Here is a 14,408-nt window from a genome sequence, read left to right as displayed (position 1 = left end):
GCTGCCCTGAAATCATCCCCTCCGGGCCTGCGGCGGGCTGACGCGGCTTGACAGGTGCGGCGGGCGTCGTGACGGGTTGGTATACCATCCAACCGCTCGGCCCTGCCCATGACCGCCCCCTGTCCTGCCCCCTCGCCGGGCCTTTCCGCGCCCGTCGCAGCGCCGCTGCCGCCGCCCGTGGCGATCCCCCCGGTCGTGCCGGTCGCCGCCCCCGAGGCGGCGGCGGTGCGCGACGGCCAGCGCGCGGGCGTGCTGATGATCTGTGCCGCGAGCCTGATCTTTGCCGTGCAGGACGCGGTGTCGCGCCATCTGGGCGCGATCTACCCGCCCGTCTACGTCACCATGCTGCGCTACTGGTTCTTCGCCGTCTTCGCGGTGGTGCTGGTCGCGCGCAGCCCCGGCGGCGTCCGGGCCGCGCTGCGTTCGCCCCATCCGGTGGCGCAGACGCTGCGCGGGCTGATCCTCGTGGCCGAGGTGGTGCTGATGCTCACCGCCTTCGTCAAGCTCGGCATCGTCGAGACGCACGCCGTCTTCACCGTCGCGCCGCTCATGGTGGTCGCGCTCTCCGGCCCGATCCTCGGCGAGAAGATCGGCTGGCGGCGCTGGCTCGCGGTCGGGGTGGGGTTCGCCGGCATCCTCGTCATCCTGCAGCCTGGGCTGCGGGTGTTCTCGCCCTGGGCGGCGCTGCCGCTGATCTCGGCGCTGATGTTCGCGGTCTATGCGCTGCTGACCCGCAAGGTGTCGGCCGACGACAGCGCGATGGTCAGCTTCTTCTGGACCGGGGTGGCGGGGGCGGTCGGCATCACCCTCGCCGGGATCTGGTTCGCGGTACCGATCGCGCGGGCCGACTGGCCGTGGATGGCGGCGCTGTGCCTGACCGGGGCGGCCGGTCACTACCTGCTGATCCGCGCCTATGCGCTGGCCGAGGCCTCCAGCCTGCAACCCTTCGCCTACACCCAGCTCGTCTGGGTCAGCCTGATCGGGGTTTTCTGGCTGGGCGAGACGCTGCGGCTCAACGTGCTGATCGGCATGGTCATCATCGTCGGCGCGGGGCTGTTCACCTGGTGGCGGACGCTGCGCCGGGCCCGGACGGGCTGACCGGATCGGCCTGAGAGAGCGCCTCGGGCCGCGCTGCCGGGACCGGGCGGCGGGGGGCGGGCGCGGGTGCCGGTGTTGCGGGAGTCTGCGGAGTCGCGGCAGGCGGAAGGGCCGCAGGCCGCGGCAGGCTGGCGGCGACCTCGGCGATCTGCGCCTCGGGCTGGGGCGGCAGGGCGACCTCGGGTCCGTCCGCCGGGGCAGCCGCGGGGGCTGACAGCGGGGCTGCCTCAGGGGGCGCGCCGCTGGCCGGGATCGCCGGTGCGGCCGCCCCGGGCCGCGCAGCATCCACCGGCACGGCGGCCAGCCGGCGCGCCGCGCCCGCGGCGTCGCGCACCCACGGCGCGGTGCCGCGCGGGCGATCCGACAGCGCCAGCACCAGCGGCGAGATCGCAGGCGGCGGCAGCGAGACGCCGCCGCGCAGGTCCCAGGTCGGGACCAGCGGCACCGGATGCCCGGCGATCCGCGCCCGGTACATCGGCAGCGATTCCGCCACCCGCATCACATAGGTCCGCGTCTCGTCGAAGGGGATCATCTCGACCCAGTCCACCGGGTCGGCCCCGGCCCGCCCGGCGATCCGCAGGTCGCCGAAGTCCCTGAGCCAGCGGGCCGAGCGCCCCGGCCCCGCGTTATAGCCGGCGGCGACCAGCGCGATGGACGGCCCGAAGCGGTCGCGCAGCCCGTGCAGATAGGCCGCCCCCAGCCGGGCGTTGTATTCGGCGTCCTGCGTCATGCGGGGCTGGTCGAACGGCTCGCCGATCACGCGGGCCATCTGGCGGCCGGTGTCGGGCATGACCTGCATCAGCCCCAGCGCCCCGGCGGGCGAGCGGACGGTGTGGTTGAACTCGGACTCGCGCCGCGCGATCGACAGGACCAGCTCGGGCGGCAAGCCCAGATCGGCCCCCTCGAGCCCCGTGAGCGGATAGTAGATCGCCGGCCAGACCCCGCCCTTGCCCGCCGCCGCCTTGCCCAGCCGCAGCGCGTCCCAGGGCCGGTGCAGCTCGAGCATCAGCCGCGCCATGCGGGCGATGTCCTCGGCCGGGGCCGTCTCGGCGAGGTGCAGCAGGAACCGCTGCGCCTGCGCCGGGTCGCCCGCCGCGATCAGCCACAGCGCGGCCTGGAACACCCGCGCCTCGCCCAAGCTGGCGCCGCGCCAGTCGGGCAGGCTGTCGATCGCCGGCCCCGGCAGCGCCAGCTCGGGGCGCATCGGGGCGCCGATCTTCTCGGCGGCGAGTTGGCCGTACCAGGCGGTCTGGTGGCGCGCGGCCTCGGCGTATTCGGTGCGGGCGGTGGCGGCGTCGCCCAGCGCCTCGGCGGCGCGGCCGCGCCAGTAATGCGTGCGCGACAGCGTGATCGGCCCGCTGTCGATGTCGGGCAGCAGCGCGAACAGCGCCCGGGCGCGGTCCGCCGCCCCGGCCCGCAAGGCCGCGTAGCCCGCGATCCAGTCGAGCTCATAGGCATCGACGCCCGCGGGCAGGAAATGGTTGGCGGCCAGCCGCTCGGCCAGCGCCCAGTCCCCGGTCCTGAGCGCCGCGCGGGCATAATCCTTCCGCCGCGCGGCCCAGCCTGCGGGATCGCGCAGCGCCTCGGCCGAGGTCGAGCGCTCGAGCATCAGCGCCCGCGCCAGATCACCCTGCTTCGCGGCCACCCGCCAGCGGAACCGGTCGAGCGCCAGCCCGGCGTCATCGCGCTGCGCCTGCGGCAGGGCGAGGATCAGCGCATCGACCCCGGTCCGCCGCGCCTGCACGGCGATGCGGGCGCGGGCGAGGTCGGCCTCGGGCCCCGCGGGGACCAGCGGCAGCAGCCGCTCGGCCGCCTGCCACTCGCCCGCGTCGAGCAGCATCTTCAGCCGCGCCGGGTGATGGGGCGCCAGCGCCGGGCCGTAGGCGGCGATCAGCGCCGCCTCGCCCGCCGCGTCGAGCGCGGTGATCCCGGTCCACAGCCGTTCCAGCGCCGCCGGGCGGTCGGCCTGAGGCTGGGCCGCGATCCATGCCTGTGCGCCGGCCAGCGACTGCGGCAGGCGGTCGCCGAACCAGGCCAGCACCTCGGCCGCGGGAAGGTCGGGGCGCAGCACCGCCTCGCCCCGGCGCCAGAACAGCTCCATCCCCGGCCAGTCGGGGTTGCGGCGGGCAAAGTCGCGGTATTCCGGCCAGCTGCCCTGCCCCGCACGCAGCCGCTGCCACAGCACCAGATCGACGGCCAGCGGCCCCGAGCGCGCCGCCGCCGCATCCGCCCCCGCCCAGTCGCGCGCCCCCGCCGCCGCCAGCGCGCGGGCGATCAGCGTCGCATCCTCGCCCCGCGCCGGGGTCAGCGTCAGGGCAAGGCCGAGGGGCAGCACCGCCATCAGCGCGGCGAGGGAAAGGCGGGCATGGGTCATTGGGGCAATCTGGGGGCTCGACCGGCGCGGGGCAATTCACATCGGCGGCAGGCCGCCGCTCGTCCGGGTTGGCATCGCCCCGCGCCGGTCGTATAGCCGGCCAAACCGCCCCCGCAGATGGACCCGCGCGTCATGTTCAAAGGCTCGATGCCCGCCCTCGTCACCCCCCTTCGTGCGGATGGCGAAATCGACTGGCCGGCGCTCGAGCGGCTGGTCGAATGGCAGATCGAGGAGGGGAGCAGCGCGCTCGTCCCCGTCGGCACCACCGGCGAAAGCCCGACGCTCAGCCATGCCGAGCACGAGGCGGTGGTCGAGGCCGTGGTGCGGCTGGCCGCCGGCCGGGTGCCGGTGATCGCGGGCGCGGGGTCGAACAACACCCGTGAGGCGATCGGGCTTGCGCAGCACGCCTGCCGGGTCGGGGCCGACGGGCTGCTGGTCGTGACGCCTTACTACAACAAGCCCACGCAAGAGGGGATGATCGCGCATTTCACCGCCGTCCACGACGCGACCGACAAGCCGATCATCATCTACAACATTCCCGGCCGCTCGGTCGTGGACATGACGCCCGAGACGATGGGCGAGCTGGCGAAGCTGCCGCGCATCGTCGGCGTCAAGGACGCGACCGGCAAGCTCGAGCGGGTGTGCTGCCAGCGGATCACCTGCGGTCCCGACTTCCTGCAGATCTCGGGCGAGGACGCGACCGCGCACGGCTTCAACGCCCAGGGCGGGGTCGGCTGCATCTCGGTCACTGCGAACGTGGCCCCGGGGCTCTGCGCGCAGATGCAGGCGGCGTGCGCGGCGGGCGACTATGCCGAGGCGCTGCGCCTGCAGGACCGGCTGATGCCGCTGCACATCGCCATCTTCATCGAGCCGGGGCTGGTCGGGGCGAAATACGCGCTCTCTAGGCTCGGCCGCTGCACCGACGCGGTGCGGTTGCCGCTGGTGCCGCTGACCGCCCCCACCCGGGCGCGGATCGACGCGGCGATGGCCCACGCCGGGCTGCTCTGACCGACGGGCCGCGCCGCTGAGACCGCCTGAGGGTCTCAGCCGCGGGCGGCGGCAAGGGCCTCGGGCAGCGCGGCGGCAAAGGCGTAAAGTTCGGCCTCCGGTCCGCAGCTGACGCGGATGCAGCGGTTCTGCGGCGCCACCCACGGCATCCGCACGAACACCCCCCGCGCGCCCAGCGCCTCAAGCACCCGCCGCGCCAGCGCCCCGTCGCTGCCGCAGTCGAGGCTGACGAAGTTGGTGGCCGAGGGCAGCGGGGTCAGCCCGTTCTCGCGCGCAATCGCCGCGATCCGGTCGCGGGCCGCGGCGACCTGGCCCACCACCTGCGCCAGATGCGCCGCGTCGGATAGCGCCGCAAGCGCCCCCGCCTGCGCGATCCGGTTCACGCCGAAATGGTTGCGCACCCGGTTGAAGGCCCGCACCACCTCGGGCGCGCCCAGCGCCCAGCCGACCCGCGCCCCGGCCATCCCGTAGGCCTTGGAGAAGGTCCGCATCCGCAGCACCCGCGGGTCGTCCGGGTCGATCCGCGGCAGGGCGGGGGCGAACTCGGCATAGGCCTCGTCGAGGATCAGCAGGACGTCGTCAGGCAGGGCTGCGACGGCGGCCTCGATCACCTCGGGCGGGTGCCAGCCGCCCATCGGGTTGTCGGGATTGCAGAGATAGACCATTCGCGCCCCCGTCTCGGCCGCCCGCGCCACCAGCGCCGCCGGGTCCTGCCGGTCGGCCGCGTAGGGCACGCGGTCCAGCGTCCCGCCGAAGCCGGTGACGTGGAAATCGAAGGTCGGATAGCCGCCGGCCGAGGTCACCACGCGGTCGCCCTCGGCCACCATCAGCCGCACGGCGAGGCCGAGCAGCGCGTCGATCCCCTCGCCCACCACGACATTCTCGGGGCCGACCCCGCAATGAGTGGCGAGCGCGGCCTTGAGGTCGTGGTTGGTCGGATCGCCGTATTTCCAGACCTCGGCGGCCGCGTCCCGCATCGCCGCGACGGCGCGGGGCGAGGGGCCGAAGCCGTTCTCGTTGGCGCCCAGCCGCGCGGCGAAGGGCGCGCCGCGCTGGCGTTCGAGCGTCTCGGGGCCGACGAAGGGGACCGAGTCGGGCAGGCCGGCGGGCAGCGGGGCGAGATGCGTGGCGGGGCGGGCAGAGGGACGGTGTTCCATGCCCGCAGATGAGCCAGAACCCTGCGCGGCCGCAAGAATTTTTGCCGTTGCGCGGGCTGTGCGGCCGGGCTGGCAACGCTTCGTCAAGGATTTGCTGCGAACGTTGCGGGAACGGACCAGAAGGGACTCGCCATGATCCTTGACCGCTTCCCCGCCTGCCGCCTGTCGCCGCTGGACCAGCTGCGCGCCGTGGCGAACCTGATGCTGGTGCTGGGCGACTGCATCGCCGAAGAGCAGGTGCTGCGCCGCAACGGCGTCCGCATCACCCCGCAACTCAGCCTCAGCGTATTCGCCGAGCTCGAGGTGGTCGCGGGGATGCTGGACCGCGACCTCGGGCGCGAGCTGCTGGCGGTGCGCGACCACTTCGCCGACACGCCGACGACGACCGGCGCCCGGCGGGCGCCGAACCCCGCCGTGGGGCAGAGCCTCGCCCTGGCCCGCGCCATCGCCGGGCAACTGGTCGAGGCACTCTCGGTCAGCGTGATGACGCGCCAGCCCGAGCGGTTGGAGAAGGCCCGGCGGATCGTGGCGGCGCTGCGGGCGGGGTGAGGCGGGGTGACGGTGGGTGGGGAAGTGCCCGCGTGCTTTGCGTGGGCGTTTGGGTTAGTGTTGGGACGGGCCGGAACTGCGCCGCCTGGGCGGGCGGTGCGGTGGTGACGCCCTTATGAGTCGCGGGTTGTCGCCTGTCCGAAGGGGGAGAGGGTCATGCCGCTCGTCCTGTCTCGGGTGGCGGTCTCTCTCGATCCGCGCCAGCCTGCCCGCCTGGTCGTTTGGTGCCTTGGCCCCGAGCTCAGCTCTTTAGCCGTCACAGCGACCGCGCCTGGACCGCTCAGCGTCTCGTCAGTCGTCAGGGGTTCGGGATGAGGCAGCTTGCGGCATCCGCGCCAACCCGGCCCGCTTTGACGCTTTGCCGCCTTTGCCCTCGCCCGGATTTTGCCCGGTGCTACGCCGCTTGTCCCTGTCTCGGGTGGAGGTCTGACTCGATCCGTGCCAGCCAGCCCGCCTAACTCTTTGTCGCCTCGGCCCGAGCTCACCTCTAGCCGTCACAGCGACCGCGCGTGGACCGCTCAGCGTCTCGCCGTTCGTCGGGGTTCGGGCTCGAGGCGTAGCGACACCCGCGCCAACCCGGCCCGCTTGACACTCTGCCTCCTCGGCCATCGGCGTCCTCGGCCTTGTCGCCCGCGGCGGCCACCGGGTCGGCGACGGTCGTGGTGTGGTGGCCGGGGCAGGCGCCGGGGCGGCGGTCTGCCTCGCACGGATTTTGCCCGGTGCATCGCCGATTGGTAATGCCCCGGAGTCGAGGCACAGTTCGATCAGCGGCAGCTTGCGCGAGCGCGGCAGCACCAGATCGCCCAAGCTCCAGTGCCGCCTGAGCGCCCGCGCGTGTCCAGCTCTGCATCTCGTCGGTCGTTCGGGATCCCTTGGCCCAAGCCTCAGAGGCCCCCGCCAACCCTCCCCCCTACCCCTTCGCCGCCTCGGCCGCGGCACGGGTTTCGCTCAGCGTCGCCCCGGTGGTCAGGGCCTCGGGGTCGAGGCGCAGCTCGATCAGCGCCAGCCTGCCGCTGTCACGTGCCCGGGCAAAGGCTGCGGCGAACTCGGCGCCGTCGGTCACCAGCTCGCCATGGCCGCCGTAGGCGCGCACCAGCGCGGGGAAGTCGGGGTTGAAGAGGTCGGTGCCCGATACCCGGCCGGGGTAGTGCTTCTCCTGGTGCATGCGGATCGTCCCGTAGCGGCCGTTGTTGGCGACGATGACGATCACCGCGGCGCCCTCCTGCGCGGCGGTGCTCAGCTCGTTCACCGTCATCTGCAGGCAGCCGTCGCCGGCCATGCACACCACGGTGCGGTCCGGGTGGGCGATCTTCGCCGCGATGGCGGCGGGCAGGCCGTAGCCCATCGACCCCGAGGTCGGCGCGATCTGCGTCCGCGCCCGCTTGAAGCGGAAGTAGCGGTGCAGGAAGGCGGCATAGTTGCCCGCGCCGTTGGTGACGATGGCGTCCTCGGGCAGGTTGGCTGAGAGCCAGCAGACCACCTCCTCCATCCGCACCGCGCCGGGGGTGGGTTTCGGGGTCTGCCACGTCTCGTAGTGGGCGCGCAGCCGGGCGGTCCAGTCGTCCCAGCGGCGCGGCGCGGGCGTCTCGGCCAGCGCGGCGAGCGCCGCCTTGGGGCAGGCGGCGATGCCGGGATCGGCGCGCCACAGGTGCCCGATCTCGTCGGGGTCGGGATAGACGTGGATGATCCGCCGCCCCTGCTCGCGCGGGTTCATCAGCTCATAGCCCGCGGTCAGCGAATCGCCCAGCCGCGCGCCGAGCGACAGGATGCAGTCGGCCTCGCGCAGCGCCTCGCCCAGCCGCAGGTTCATCCCCACGCCCAGGTCGCCCGCGTAGTTCGGGTGCCGGTTGTCCATGTAGTCCTGCCGGCGGAAGGGCACCGCGACCGGCAGCCCCCAGCCCTCGGCCAGCCGGGTCAGCGCGTCCGCGTCGTCCTGCGACCAGAGCGACCCGCCCGGCACGACCAGCGGCCGCTCGGCGGCGGCGAGCGCGTCGCGGATCGCCGCCACCTGCGACTCGGACACGCCCGGCACCGGGCGGGGGGCGGGCGCGAGGTCGGGGACGTCGGCCTTGGCCGACAGCATGTCCTCGGGCAGCGCCAGCACCACCGGGCCGGGGCGCCCGGCGCGGGCAAGGTCGAAGGCACGCGCGACGTATTCGGGGATGCGCTCGGTCTGGTCGATCTCGGCCACCCACTTGGCCAGCCCACCGAACATCTGGCGGTAGTCGACCTCCTGAAACGCCTCGCGGTCGCGGTCGGACCGGGCGATCTGGCCGACGAACAGGATCATCGGGGTCGAGTCCTGCTTGGCGACGTGGATGCCGGCGCTGGCGTTGGTGGCGCCGGGGCCGCGGGTGACGAAGCAGACGCCGGGCCGGCCGGTGGTCTTGGCCCAGGCCTCGGCCATCATCGCGGCCCCGCCCTCCTGCCGGCAGACGGTGTTGGGGATGCCCACGTCGTAAAGCCCGTCGAGCGCCGCGAGGAAGCTTTCGCCGGGGACCGAGAACACCCGCTCGACCCCGTGCAGCGCCAGCGCATCCGCAAGAATCCGTCCGCCATGCCGCATCGCCCTATCCCCCTTGCCCTGATTGCCGGGGGCAGACTGCGGCAACGGCGGAGGGGCTTCAACCCGTCAGCGACGGGCGCGGCGCCCCTCGTGCCGGGCATCCTGCCGGGTCTGATGGCGCATCTGGGCCACGCGCACGTCGCGCACCGTCTCGACCAGGATCGCTGTGATGAGGCCGAAGTTCAGCAGCCCGCTCGCCGCCGTCAGCCCGCCCATGATCCGCCATTCCTGCGGCAGCAGCAGGTCGCCGTAGCCGAGCGTGGTGAAGCTGACGAGCGAGAAATAGACCGCGTGCTCGAGGTCCGGAAAGGCGCCGAGCCGCCAATAGGCCATCGCCCAGATCCAGACGCCGAGCGTCAGGTCCACCAGCGCCCAGACGCTGACCATCATGATGACCGCAACCAGCTTGGCCCAGACGCGGCCGCCCAGCACCCAGGGGCGGGCGGCCTGCAGCATCACCTCGATCACGTAGAGCGAGGCGCCGCTGCTGGCGAGCGTCAGCAGCATCAGCAGGGTTCCGACGGTGATCTGGACCAGCATGGGGCACCGCGTTGGCGGGGGGACACCCGCCCCATAGCCCGCCGCCCGCCGGCGCGAAAGCCGCCGGCTTTACTTGCGCCGCCGCGGACCCTATCTCGACCCGATCATGTCGCAGGCAAAATCCGATCCGAACTACAAGGTGATCGCCGAGAACCGGCGGGCGCGCTTCGATTACTTCATCGAAAGCGACCTCGAGGTCGGGATCATCCTCACCGGGTCCGAGGTCAAGGCGCTGCGCACCGGCCAGTCGAACATCGCCGAATCCTACGCCAGCGTTGAGAACGGCGAGCTGTGGCTGATCAACGGCTACATCTCGTCGTACAAGCAGGCCGGCGTCTTCGGGCACGAGGAGCGGCGCCACCGCAAGCTGCTGGTCAGCCGCAAGGAACTCGCGCGGCTCTGGCAGGCGATCGGGCGCGAGGGCATGACGCTCATCCCGCTGGTGATGTATTTCAACCACCGCGGCATCGTGAAGCTGAAGATCGGCATCGCCAAGGGCAAGAAGAACCACGACAAGCGCGCGACCGAGGCCAAGCGCGACTGGGGCCGCGAAAAGCAGCGCCTGCTCAAGCAGGGCTGAGGCGCCGAGCCGCGGGTTCCGCCAAGATGGCCCCGCCCCAAGCGGGGCAGCGATTGCAGGCCTTGCGGGGGTCCGGTAAAGCCGTCAGGACCGCATCCGTTTGGGGGGAAGGCCATGCGCGACGATCCGAAGACACTGGTGTCCACCGAGTGGCTGGCCGCGCATCTGAACGATCCCGACCTGCGCATCCTCGACGCTAGCCTGCACATGGCGGCCACCGGGCGCGATGCACGGGCCGAATACGAGGCCGCGCATATCCCCGGCGCCCGGTTCTTCGACATCGACGCGATCTCGGACAGCCGCAGCGAGCTGCCGCACATGGCGCCGCCGCCCGAGCTGTTCGTGAGCCGCCTGCGGGCCATGGGGATCGGCGACGGGCATCAGGTCGTCGTCTATGACAACTCCGACATCCACTCGGCCGCGCGGGTCTGGTGGCTCTTCCGGCTGATGGGCAAGACCGACGTGGCGGTGCTGGATGGCGGCTTCGCCAAGTGGCAGGCCGAAGGGCGCGAGGTCGAGGACATGGCCCCGATCACCCGCGACCGGCACATGACGGTGCAGCGGCAGGCAGGCCTCGTGCGCGATGTGACGCAGGTCGCGGCGGCCTCGAAGCTCGGCGATCACCAGATCATCGACGCCCGCAGCCCCTCGCGCTTCCGCGGCGACGAGCCCGAGCCGCGGCCCGGCCTGCGCGCCGGCCACATCCCCGGCGCCCGCAACGTCCCCTTCGCGACCCTCTACAACCCCGACGGCACGATGAAAGAGCCGGACGCGCTGCGCGCCGCCTTCGAGGCCGCGGGCGTGGACCTCGACCGACCCGCCATCACCACCTGCGGCTCGGGGATCACCGCGGCCACGCTCGCCCTCGCGCTCGAGCGGATCGGCAAGCGGGACTGGTCGCTCTACGACGGCAGCTGGACCGAATGGGGCAGCTACCCCGACCTCAAGATCGCAACCGGAGACGCCTGATGTTCGGCCAGCTCAAAGCCCAAGCCCCCGACAAGATCCTTGCCCTGATGGGCGAATTCCGTGCCGACACCCGGCAGGGCAAGATCGACCTCGGGGTCGGGGTGTACAAGGACCCGACCGGGCTGACCCCGGTGATGCGTGCCGTCAAGGCCGCCGAGCAGCGCATCTGGGAGGCCGAGACGACCAAAAGCTACACCGCGCTCGCCGGTGAGCCCGCCTATCTCGCGGCGATGAGCCGGATGGTGCTGGCCGACACGCTGGACGAAGGGCGCACCGCGGCGCTGTCCACCGTGGGCGGGACCGGCGCGATCCGGCAGGCGCTCGAGCTGGCGCGGATCGGCAACCCCGATCTGACCGTCCACGTCTCGAACCCGACCTGGCCGAACCACGTCTCGATCCTGCAGTTCATGGGCCTGCCCCATGTCGAATACCGCTATTTCGACGACGCCACCCGCGGGGTGGATTTCGAGGGGATGAAGGCCGACCTCGCCCGGGCAAAGAAGGGCGACCTCGTGCTGCTGCACGGCTGCTGCCACAACCCGACCGGCGCCAACCTGACGCTGGACCAGTGGCGCGAGGTGTCCGCGATCCTCGACAAGACCGGCGCCGTGCCGTTCGTGGACCTCGCCTATCAGGGCTTCGGCGACGGTCTGGACGAGGATGCGGCCGGCACCCGGCTCATCGTCGGCGCGGCGCCCGAGGCACTGGTGGCGGCGTCCTGCTCGAAGAACTTCGGCATCTACCGTGAGCGGACCGGCGTGCTGCTGGCCAAGGTCGAGACGCCCGCCGCGCGCGATCTGGCGCAGGGGACGATGGCCTACCTCAACCGGCAGACCTACTCCTTCCCGCCCGACCACGGGGCGCGGATCGTGCAGACGATTCTCGACGATGCGGAACTCTCGGCCGACTGGAAGGCCGAGCTGGAGGAGGTGCGGCTGGGGATGCTCGCCCTGCGCGAACAGCTTGCGGGTGAGCTGCGCAGCCTGACCGGCACCGACCGCTTCGACTTCATCGCGGCGCACCGCGGGATGTTCTCGCGGCTGGGCGCGACGCCCGAGCAGGTGAAGAAGATCAAGGACGACAACGCAATCTACATGGTCGGCGATTCGCGGCTGAACATTGCCGGGCTGAACCGGGACTCGGTGCCGATCCTCGCCCGCGCCATCGTCGAGGCGGGGGTCTGATCTCCCGCTGACAGCCGAGAGGGACGCCGAAAGGGCAGCAAAAAGGGCCGGGGGAAACCCCGGCCCGAAGTCGTTCTGGCGGATGTCGGGCGCCGCCGTCTGCGGCGCTGCGACCGTGCGTGCGGGGCCTCAGAGGCCGCGGGCGACGTGCTCGATGTCGGCGCGCGACAGGCCGATGTCGGTCAGCTCGCGGTCGGTCAGGCGGTTCAGCTGGCTGCGGGTCTCGCGGACTTCGGCCCAGTGGGCGAAGGCGGCGCCAAGACGCGACAGCAGGCCCGGACGCGACGCGGCGGGAAGGCGGAGGGTTTCGACTGCGGACATGATATCACCTTTGTTCTTGCGGCCCTGTCCGGCGGGGACAGGAGGGGGATCAATTCGATGCCCAATTACATAGTCGATTGCCGGTTTTTCAGCCACGGACGGAACCGAATTGCCGCCATGCTTGCGGCGCAGACGTCAGGCCGGCCATCACCTGACGTCATGGCTGACGTTTCCGTGGGACGGCTAATATTCCGGTGGATAAGACCGATTTGGTCGAAGTTCCGTGCGTTCTTCCCGAACGTCCGCGCAGATTTCTTCACTGAGCCGCGTCAAGCCGCAAGATCGTGAAAATTGCCTCAATCCTGTGACAGTCCGCCCAGCAGGCAGCCTGCCACCCGAATCACCAGTCGCCGAGCGCCGCCTGCCACAGCGCCAGTGCCGCCACCGCCGCCGTGTCGGCGCGCAGGATTCGCGGCCCAAGGCTGACCCGCGTCACCCCCTCGAGCGCCCCGAGACGGGCCCGTTCCGCGGCGCTCCACCCGCCTTCGGGGCCGATGAGGATCGCCCACGGCCCGCGCGGCAGCGTGGCCAGCGTCGCCGCCGGTCCCGCCAGCGCCTCGTCCGCCCAGAGGATGCGCCGACCCGTGTCCCAGCGGTCGAGCAGCCCCGACAGCGGCGCGAGCGCCGCCACCTCGGGGACGAAGGTGCCGCCGCATTGCTCGGCCGCCTCGACCGCGTGGGCCTGCAGCCGGTCGCGGGCGATGCGCTCGGCGTTGGTGTGGTCGGTCTGGACCGGCAGGATGCGCGCCGCGCCCAGCTCGGTCGCCTTTTCGACGATGAAATCGGTGCGCGCCTTCTTGATCGGCGCGAACATCAGCCAGACGTCGGGCGGATCGCGCTGCGGCGCGGCCTGCGCGACCAGCGCCAGCGAGCCGCCGCGCTTGCCCACCGCCTCGATCTCGGCCGTCCAGGCGCCGTCGCGGCCGTTGAAGACCTCGATCCGCGCCCCCGGCCCCAGCCGCATCACCGCGCCGAGGTAATGCGCCTGCGCCGGCCCCAGCGGGACGGGTTGTCCGGGGGCGAGCGGGTGCTCTATGTAAAGCCTGACCTGTCCCATATCGGCGCGACCCTATGCAGTCCCGGCCCCTAGCGCCATCGGTTTCCGACGCCCCCCGGGGCAACTGGGTGGACCGGCTGGCCCCGCCCGCGTGGCGCCCGCTTCTGCGGCTGAGCCGGGCCGACCGGCCGATCGGGACGTGGCTTCTGCTGTTGCCCTGCTACTGGGGGACCGGGCTCGCGATGCTGGTGGACCGGCCGCGCTGGGTGGACCTGTGGGTGGTGGTGGTCTGTACGCTGGGCGCCGCGCTGATGCGCGGGGCGGGCTGCACCTGGAACGACCTGACGGACCGCGAGTTCGACGCGATGGTGGCGCGCACCCGCTCGCGCCCGCTGCCCTCGGGGCAGGTCACGGTGCGGGGGGCGTGGATCTGGATGGCCGCGCAGGCCGGGCTGGCGGCGGTGCTGCTGTTCACGCTGAACGGCACCGCCATCGCGCTGGGGATCGCGTCGCTCGCGCTGGTCGCGGTCTATCCCTTCGCCAAGCGCTTCACCTGGTGGCCGCAGGTTTTCCTGGGCCTTGCCTTCAACTGGGGGGTTCTGGTGGCCTTTGCCGCGCATGGCGGCACGCTGCACCCGGCGGCGATGCTCGCCTATGCGGCGGGGATTTCGTGGACGCTGTTCTACGACACCATCTATGCCCATCAGGACACCGAGGATGACGCCCTGATCGGGGTCAAGTCCACCGCCCGGCTGTTCGGCGCCGACACGCCGCGCTGGCTGCTCGGGTTTGCCGCGGGCGCGGTGCTGCTGCTGGCGATGGCGGTGGCGGCGACGCGGCCCGGTACCGGGGCGGCGCTGGTGGCGATGCTCGGGGTGGCGGGCTTTGCCGCGCATCTGTGGTGGCAGCTGCGCAGCCTCGACACCGCGAGCCCCGACGTCTGCCTGCGGCTCTTCCGCAGCAACCGCGACGCGGGGCTGATCGTTGCGCTGTTTCTCGCCGTTGCCGCGCTGGTGTGATTGGACCCTCGGCGCGGGGTGACTACATCTCCGCCAGCCGTTGCCA

Annotated in this window: 13 protein-coding genes; 7 read left to right on the top strand and 6 right to left on the bottom strand. The window is 72.3% G+C overall.

Translation table 11 applies throughout. The features are described 5' to 3' along the window. Positions 1-108 precede the first annotated feature (108 nt). Positions 109-1,098 (top strand): DMT family transporter, encoded by a 990-nt coding sequence (locus HGN31_RS08855; protein WP_168782976.1) that lies wholly within the window; start codon positions 109-111, stop codon positions 1,096-1,098. Here the strand turns inward: HGN31_RS08855 and HGN31_RS08850 are convergent. Continuing rightward, positions 1,058-3,472: a lytic transglycosylase domain-containing protein gene (locus HGN31_RS08850; RefSeq protein WP_168782975.1), complete on the bottom strand. Its 2,415-nt coding sequence runs from the start codon at positions 3,470-3,472 to the stop codon at positions 1,058-1,060. The genes HGN31_RS08855 and HGN31_RS08850 overlap by 41 nt on opposite strands. 132 nt (positions 3,473-3,604) lie before the next feature. Here HGN31_RS08850 and dapA point away from each other — a divergent pair, with 132 nt between their 5' ends. After that, on the top strand, positions 3,605-4,480 hold the full coding sequence (gene dapA / locus HGN31_RS08845; protein WP_168783879.1) for a 4-hydroxy-tetrahydrodipicolinate synthase: 876 nt from the start codon (positions 3,605-3,607) through the stop codon (positions 4,478-4,480). 35 nt (positions 4,481-4,515) lie between these two features. Here dapA and HGN31_RS08840 read toward each other — a convergent pair whose 3' ends face one another. After that, positions 4,516-5,637, bottom strand: a complete 1,122-nt coding sequence (locus HGN31_RS08840; protein WP_168782974.1) for a pyridoxal phosphate-dependent aminotransferase — start codon at positions 5,635-5,637, stop codon at positions 4,516-4,518. Positions 5,638-5,769: 132 nt separating this feature from the next. On the opposite strand from HGN31_RS08840, the gene HGN31_RS08835 reads away from it, so the two are divergent. Beyond that, the gene (locus tag HGN31_RS08835) at positions 5,770-6,186 is read left to right on the top strand and encodes a hypothetical protein (RefSeq protein WP_168782973.1); all 417 of its coding nucleotides are present in this window, start codon (positions 5,770-5,772) and stop codon (positions 6,184-6,186) included. Positions 6,187-7,096: 910 nt separating this feature from the next. On the opposite strand, the gene HGN31_RS08830 is transcribed toward HGN31_RS08835, so the two are convergent. Together HGN31_RS08830 and HGN31_RS08825 are read right to left on the bottom strand one after the other, a co-directional pair. Beyond that, entirely contained in the window at positions 7,097-8,752 is a 1,656-nt protein-coding gene (locus HGN31_RS08830; protein ID WP_168782972.1) for a thiamine pyrophosphate-binding protein, read from the bottom strand. Between the two features lie 66 nt (positions 8,753-8,818). Further along, positions 8,819-9,292 carry a potassium channel family protein gene (locus tag HGN31_RS08825; RefSeq protein WP_052171907.1) on the bottom strand — a complete coding sequence of 158 codons (474 nt, stop codon included), beginning with the start codon at positions 9,290-9,292 and terminating at the stop codon, positions 8,819-8,821. Positions 9,293-9,398: 106 nt separating this feature from the next. Between HGN31_RS08825 and smpB the strand changes: the two genes are divergently transcribed. From smpB to HGN31_RS08810, 3 genes are all read left to right on the top strand, one after another. Beyond that, entirely contained in the window at positions 9,399-9,872 is a 474-nt protein-coding gene (gene smpB / locus HGN31_RS08820) for an SsrA-binding protein SmpB (protein ID WP_036736105.1), read from the top strand. 114 nt (positions 9,873-9,986) lie between these two features. Next, a complete protein-coding gene (sseA, locus tag HGN31_RS08815) occupies positions 9,987-10,841 on the top strand; it encodes a 3-mercaptopyruvate sulfurtransferase (RefSeq protein WP_036703445.1) in 855 nt (284 codons plus the stop codon). Next, positions 10,841-12,025: an amino acid aminotransferase gene (locus HGN31_RS08810; RefSeq protein WP_168782971.1), complete on the top strand. Its 1,185-nt coding sequence runs from the start codon at positions 10,841-10,843 to the stop codon at positions 12,023-12,025. Before sseA ends, HGN31_RS08810 begins: the two co-directional genes overlap by 1 nt. 129 nt (positions 12,026-12,154) lie before the next feature. On the opposite strand, the gene HGN31_RS08805 is transcribed toward HGN31_RS08810, so the two are convergent. Then, on the bottom strand, positions 12,155-12,346 hold the full coding sequence (locus tag HGN31_RS08805) for a DUF1127 domain-containing protein (protein ID WP_036703447.1): 192 nt from the start codon (positions 12,344-12,346) through the stop codon (positions 12,155-12,157). A gap of 340 nt (positions 12,347-12,686) precedes the next feature. Continuing rightward, positions 12,687-13,403 (bottom strand): 16S rRNA (uracil(1498)-N(3))-methyltransferase, encoded by a 717-nt coding sequence (locus HGN31_RS08800; protein ID WP_036736100.1) that lies wholly within the window; start codon positions 13,401-13,403, stop codon positions 12,687-12,689. Positions 13,404-13,417: 14 nt separating this feature from the next. Between HGN31_RS08800 and ubiA the strand changes: the two genes are divergently transcribed. After that, positions 13,418-14,362: a 4-hydroxybenzoate octaprenyltransferase gene (ubiA, locus tag HGN31_RS08795; RefSeq protein ID WP_168782970.1), complete on the top strand. Its 945-nt coding sequence runs from the start codon at positions 13,418-13,420 to the stop codon at positions 14,360-14,362. The last annotated feature ends 46 nt before the right edge of the window (positions 14,363-14,408 follow it).

This window comes from Paracoccus sanguinis (genome assembly GCF_012689545.1).
GTDB lineage: Bacteria > Pseudomonadota > Alphaproteobacteria > Rhodobacterales > Rhodobacteraceae > Paracoccus > Paracoccus panacisoli.
This window is presented reverse-complemented; position numbering and strand designations above follow the sequence as displayed.

Bases quoted from the DNA above. Each gene is read 5' to 3' on its own strand.
- HGN31_RS08830 (WP_168782972.1), bottom strand. From the start codon at position 8,752: ATGCGGCATGGCGGACGGATTCTTGCGGATGCGCTGGCGCTGCACGGG.
- HGN31_RS08810 (WP_168782971.1), top strand. From the start codon at position 10,841: ATGTTCGGCCAGCTCAAAGCCCAAGCCCCCGACAAGATCCTTGCCCTG.
- HGN31_RS08850 (WP_168782975.1), bottom strand. From the start codon at position 3,472: ATGACCCATGCCCGCCTTTCCCTCGCCGCGCTGATGGCGGTGCTGCCC.
- HGN31_RS08840 (WP_168782974.1), bottom strand. From the start codon at position 5,637: ATGGAACACCGTCCCTCTGCCCGCCCCGCCACGCATCTCGCCCCGCTG.
- dapA (WP_168783879.1), top strand. From the start codon at position 3,605: ATGTTCAAAGGCTCGATGCCCGCCCTCGTCACCCCCCTTCGTGCGGAT.
- smpB (WP_036736105.1), top strand. From the start codon at position 9,399: ATGTCGCAGGCAAAATCCGATCCGAACTACAAGGTGATCGCCGAGAAC.
- HGN31_RS08800 (WP_036736100.1), bottom strand. From the start codon at position 13,403: ATGGGACAGGTCAGGCTTTACATAGAGCACCCGCTCGCCCCCGGACAA.
- HGN31_RS08825 (WP_052171907.1), bottom strand. From the start codon at position 9,292: ATGCTGGTCCAGATCACCGTCGGAACCCTGCTGATGCTGCTGACGCTC.
- sseA (WP_036703445.1), top strand. From the start codon at position 9,987: ATGCGCGACGATCCGAAGACACTGGTGTCCACCGAGTGGCTGGCCGCG.
- ubiA (WP_168782970.1), top strand. From the start codon at position 13,418: ATGCAGTCCCGGCCCCTAGCGCCATCGGTTTCCGACGCCCCCCGGGGC.
- HGN31_RS08835 (WP_168782973.1), top strand. From the start codon at position 5,770: ATGATCCTTGACCGCTTCCCCGCCTGCCGCCTGTCGCCGCTGGACCAG.
- HGN31_RS08805 (WP_036703447.1), bottom strand. From the start codon at position 12,346: ATGTCCGCAGTCGAAACCCTCCGCCTTCCCGCCGCGTCGCGTCCGGGC.
- HGN31_RS08855 (WP_168782976.1), top strand. From the start codon at position 109: ATGACCGCCCCCTGTCCTGCCCCCTCGCCGGGCCTTTCCGCGCCCGTC.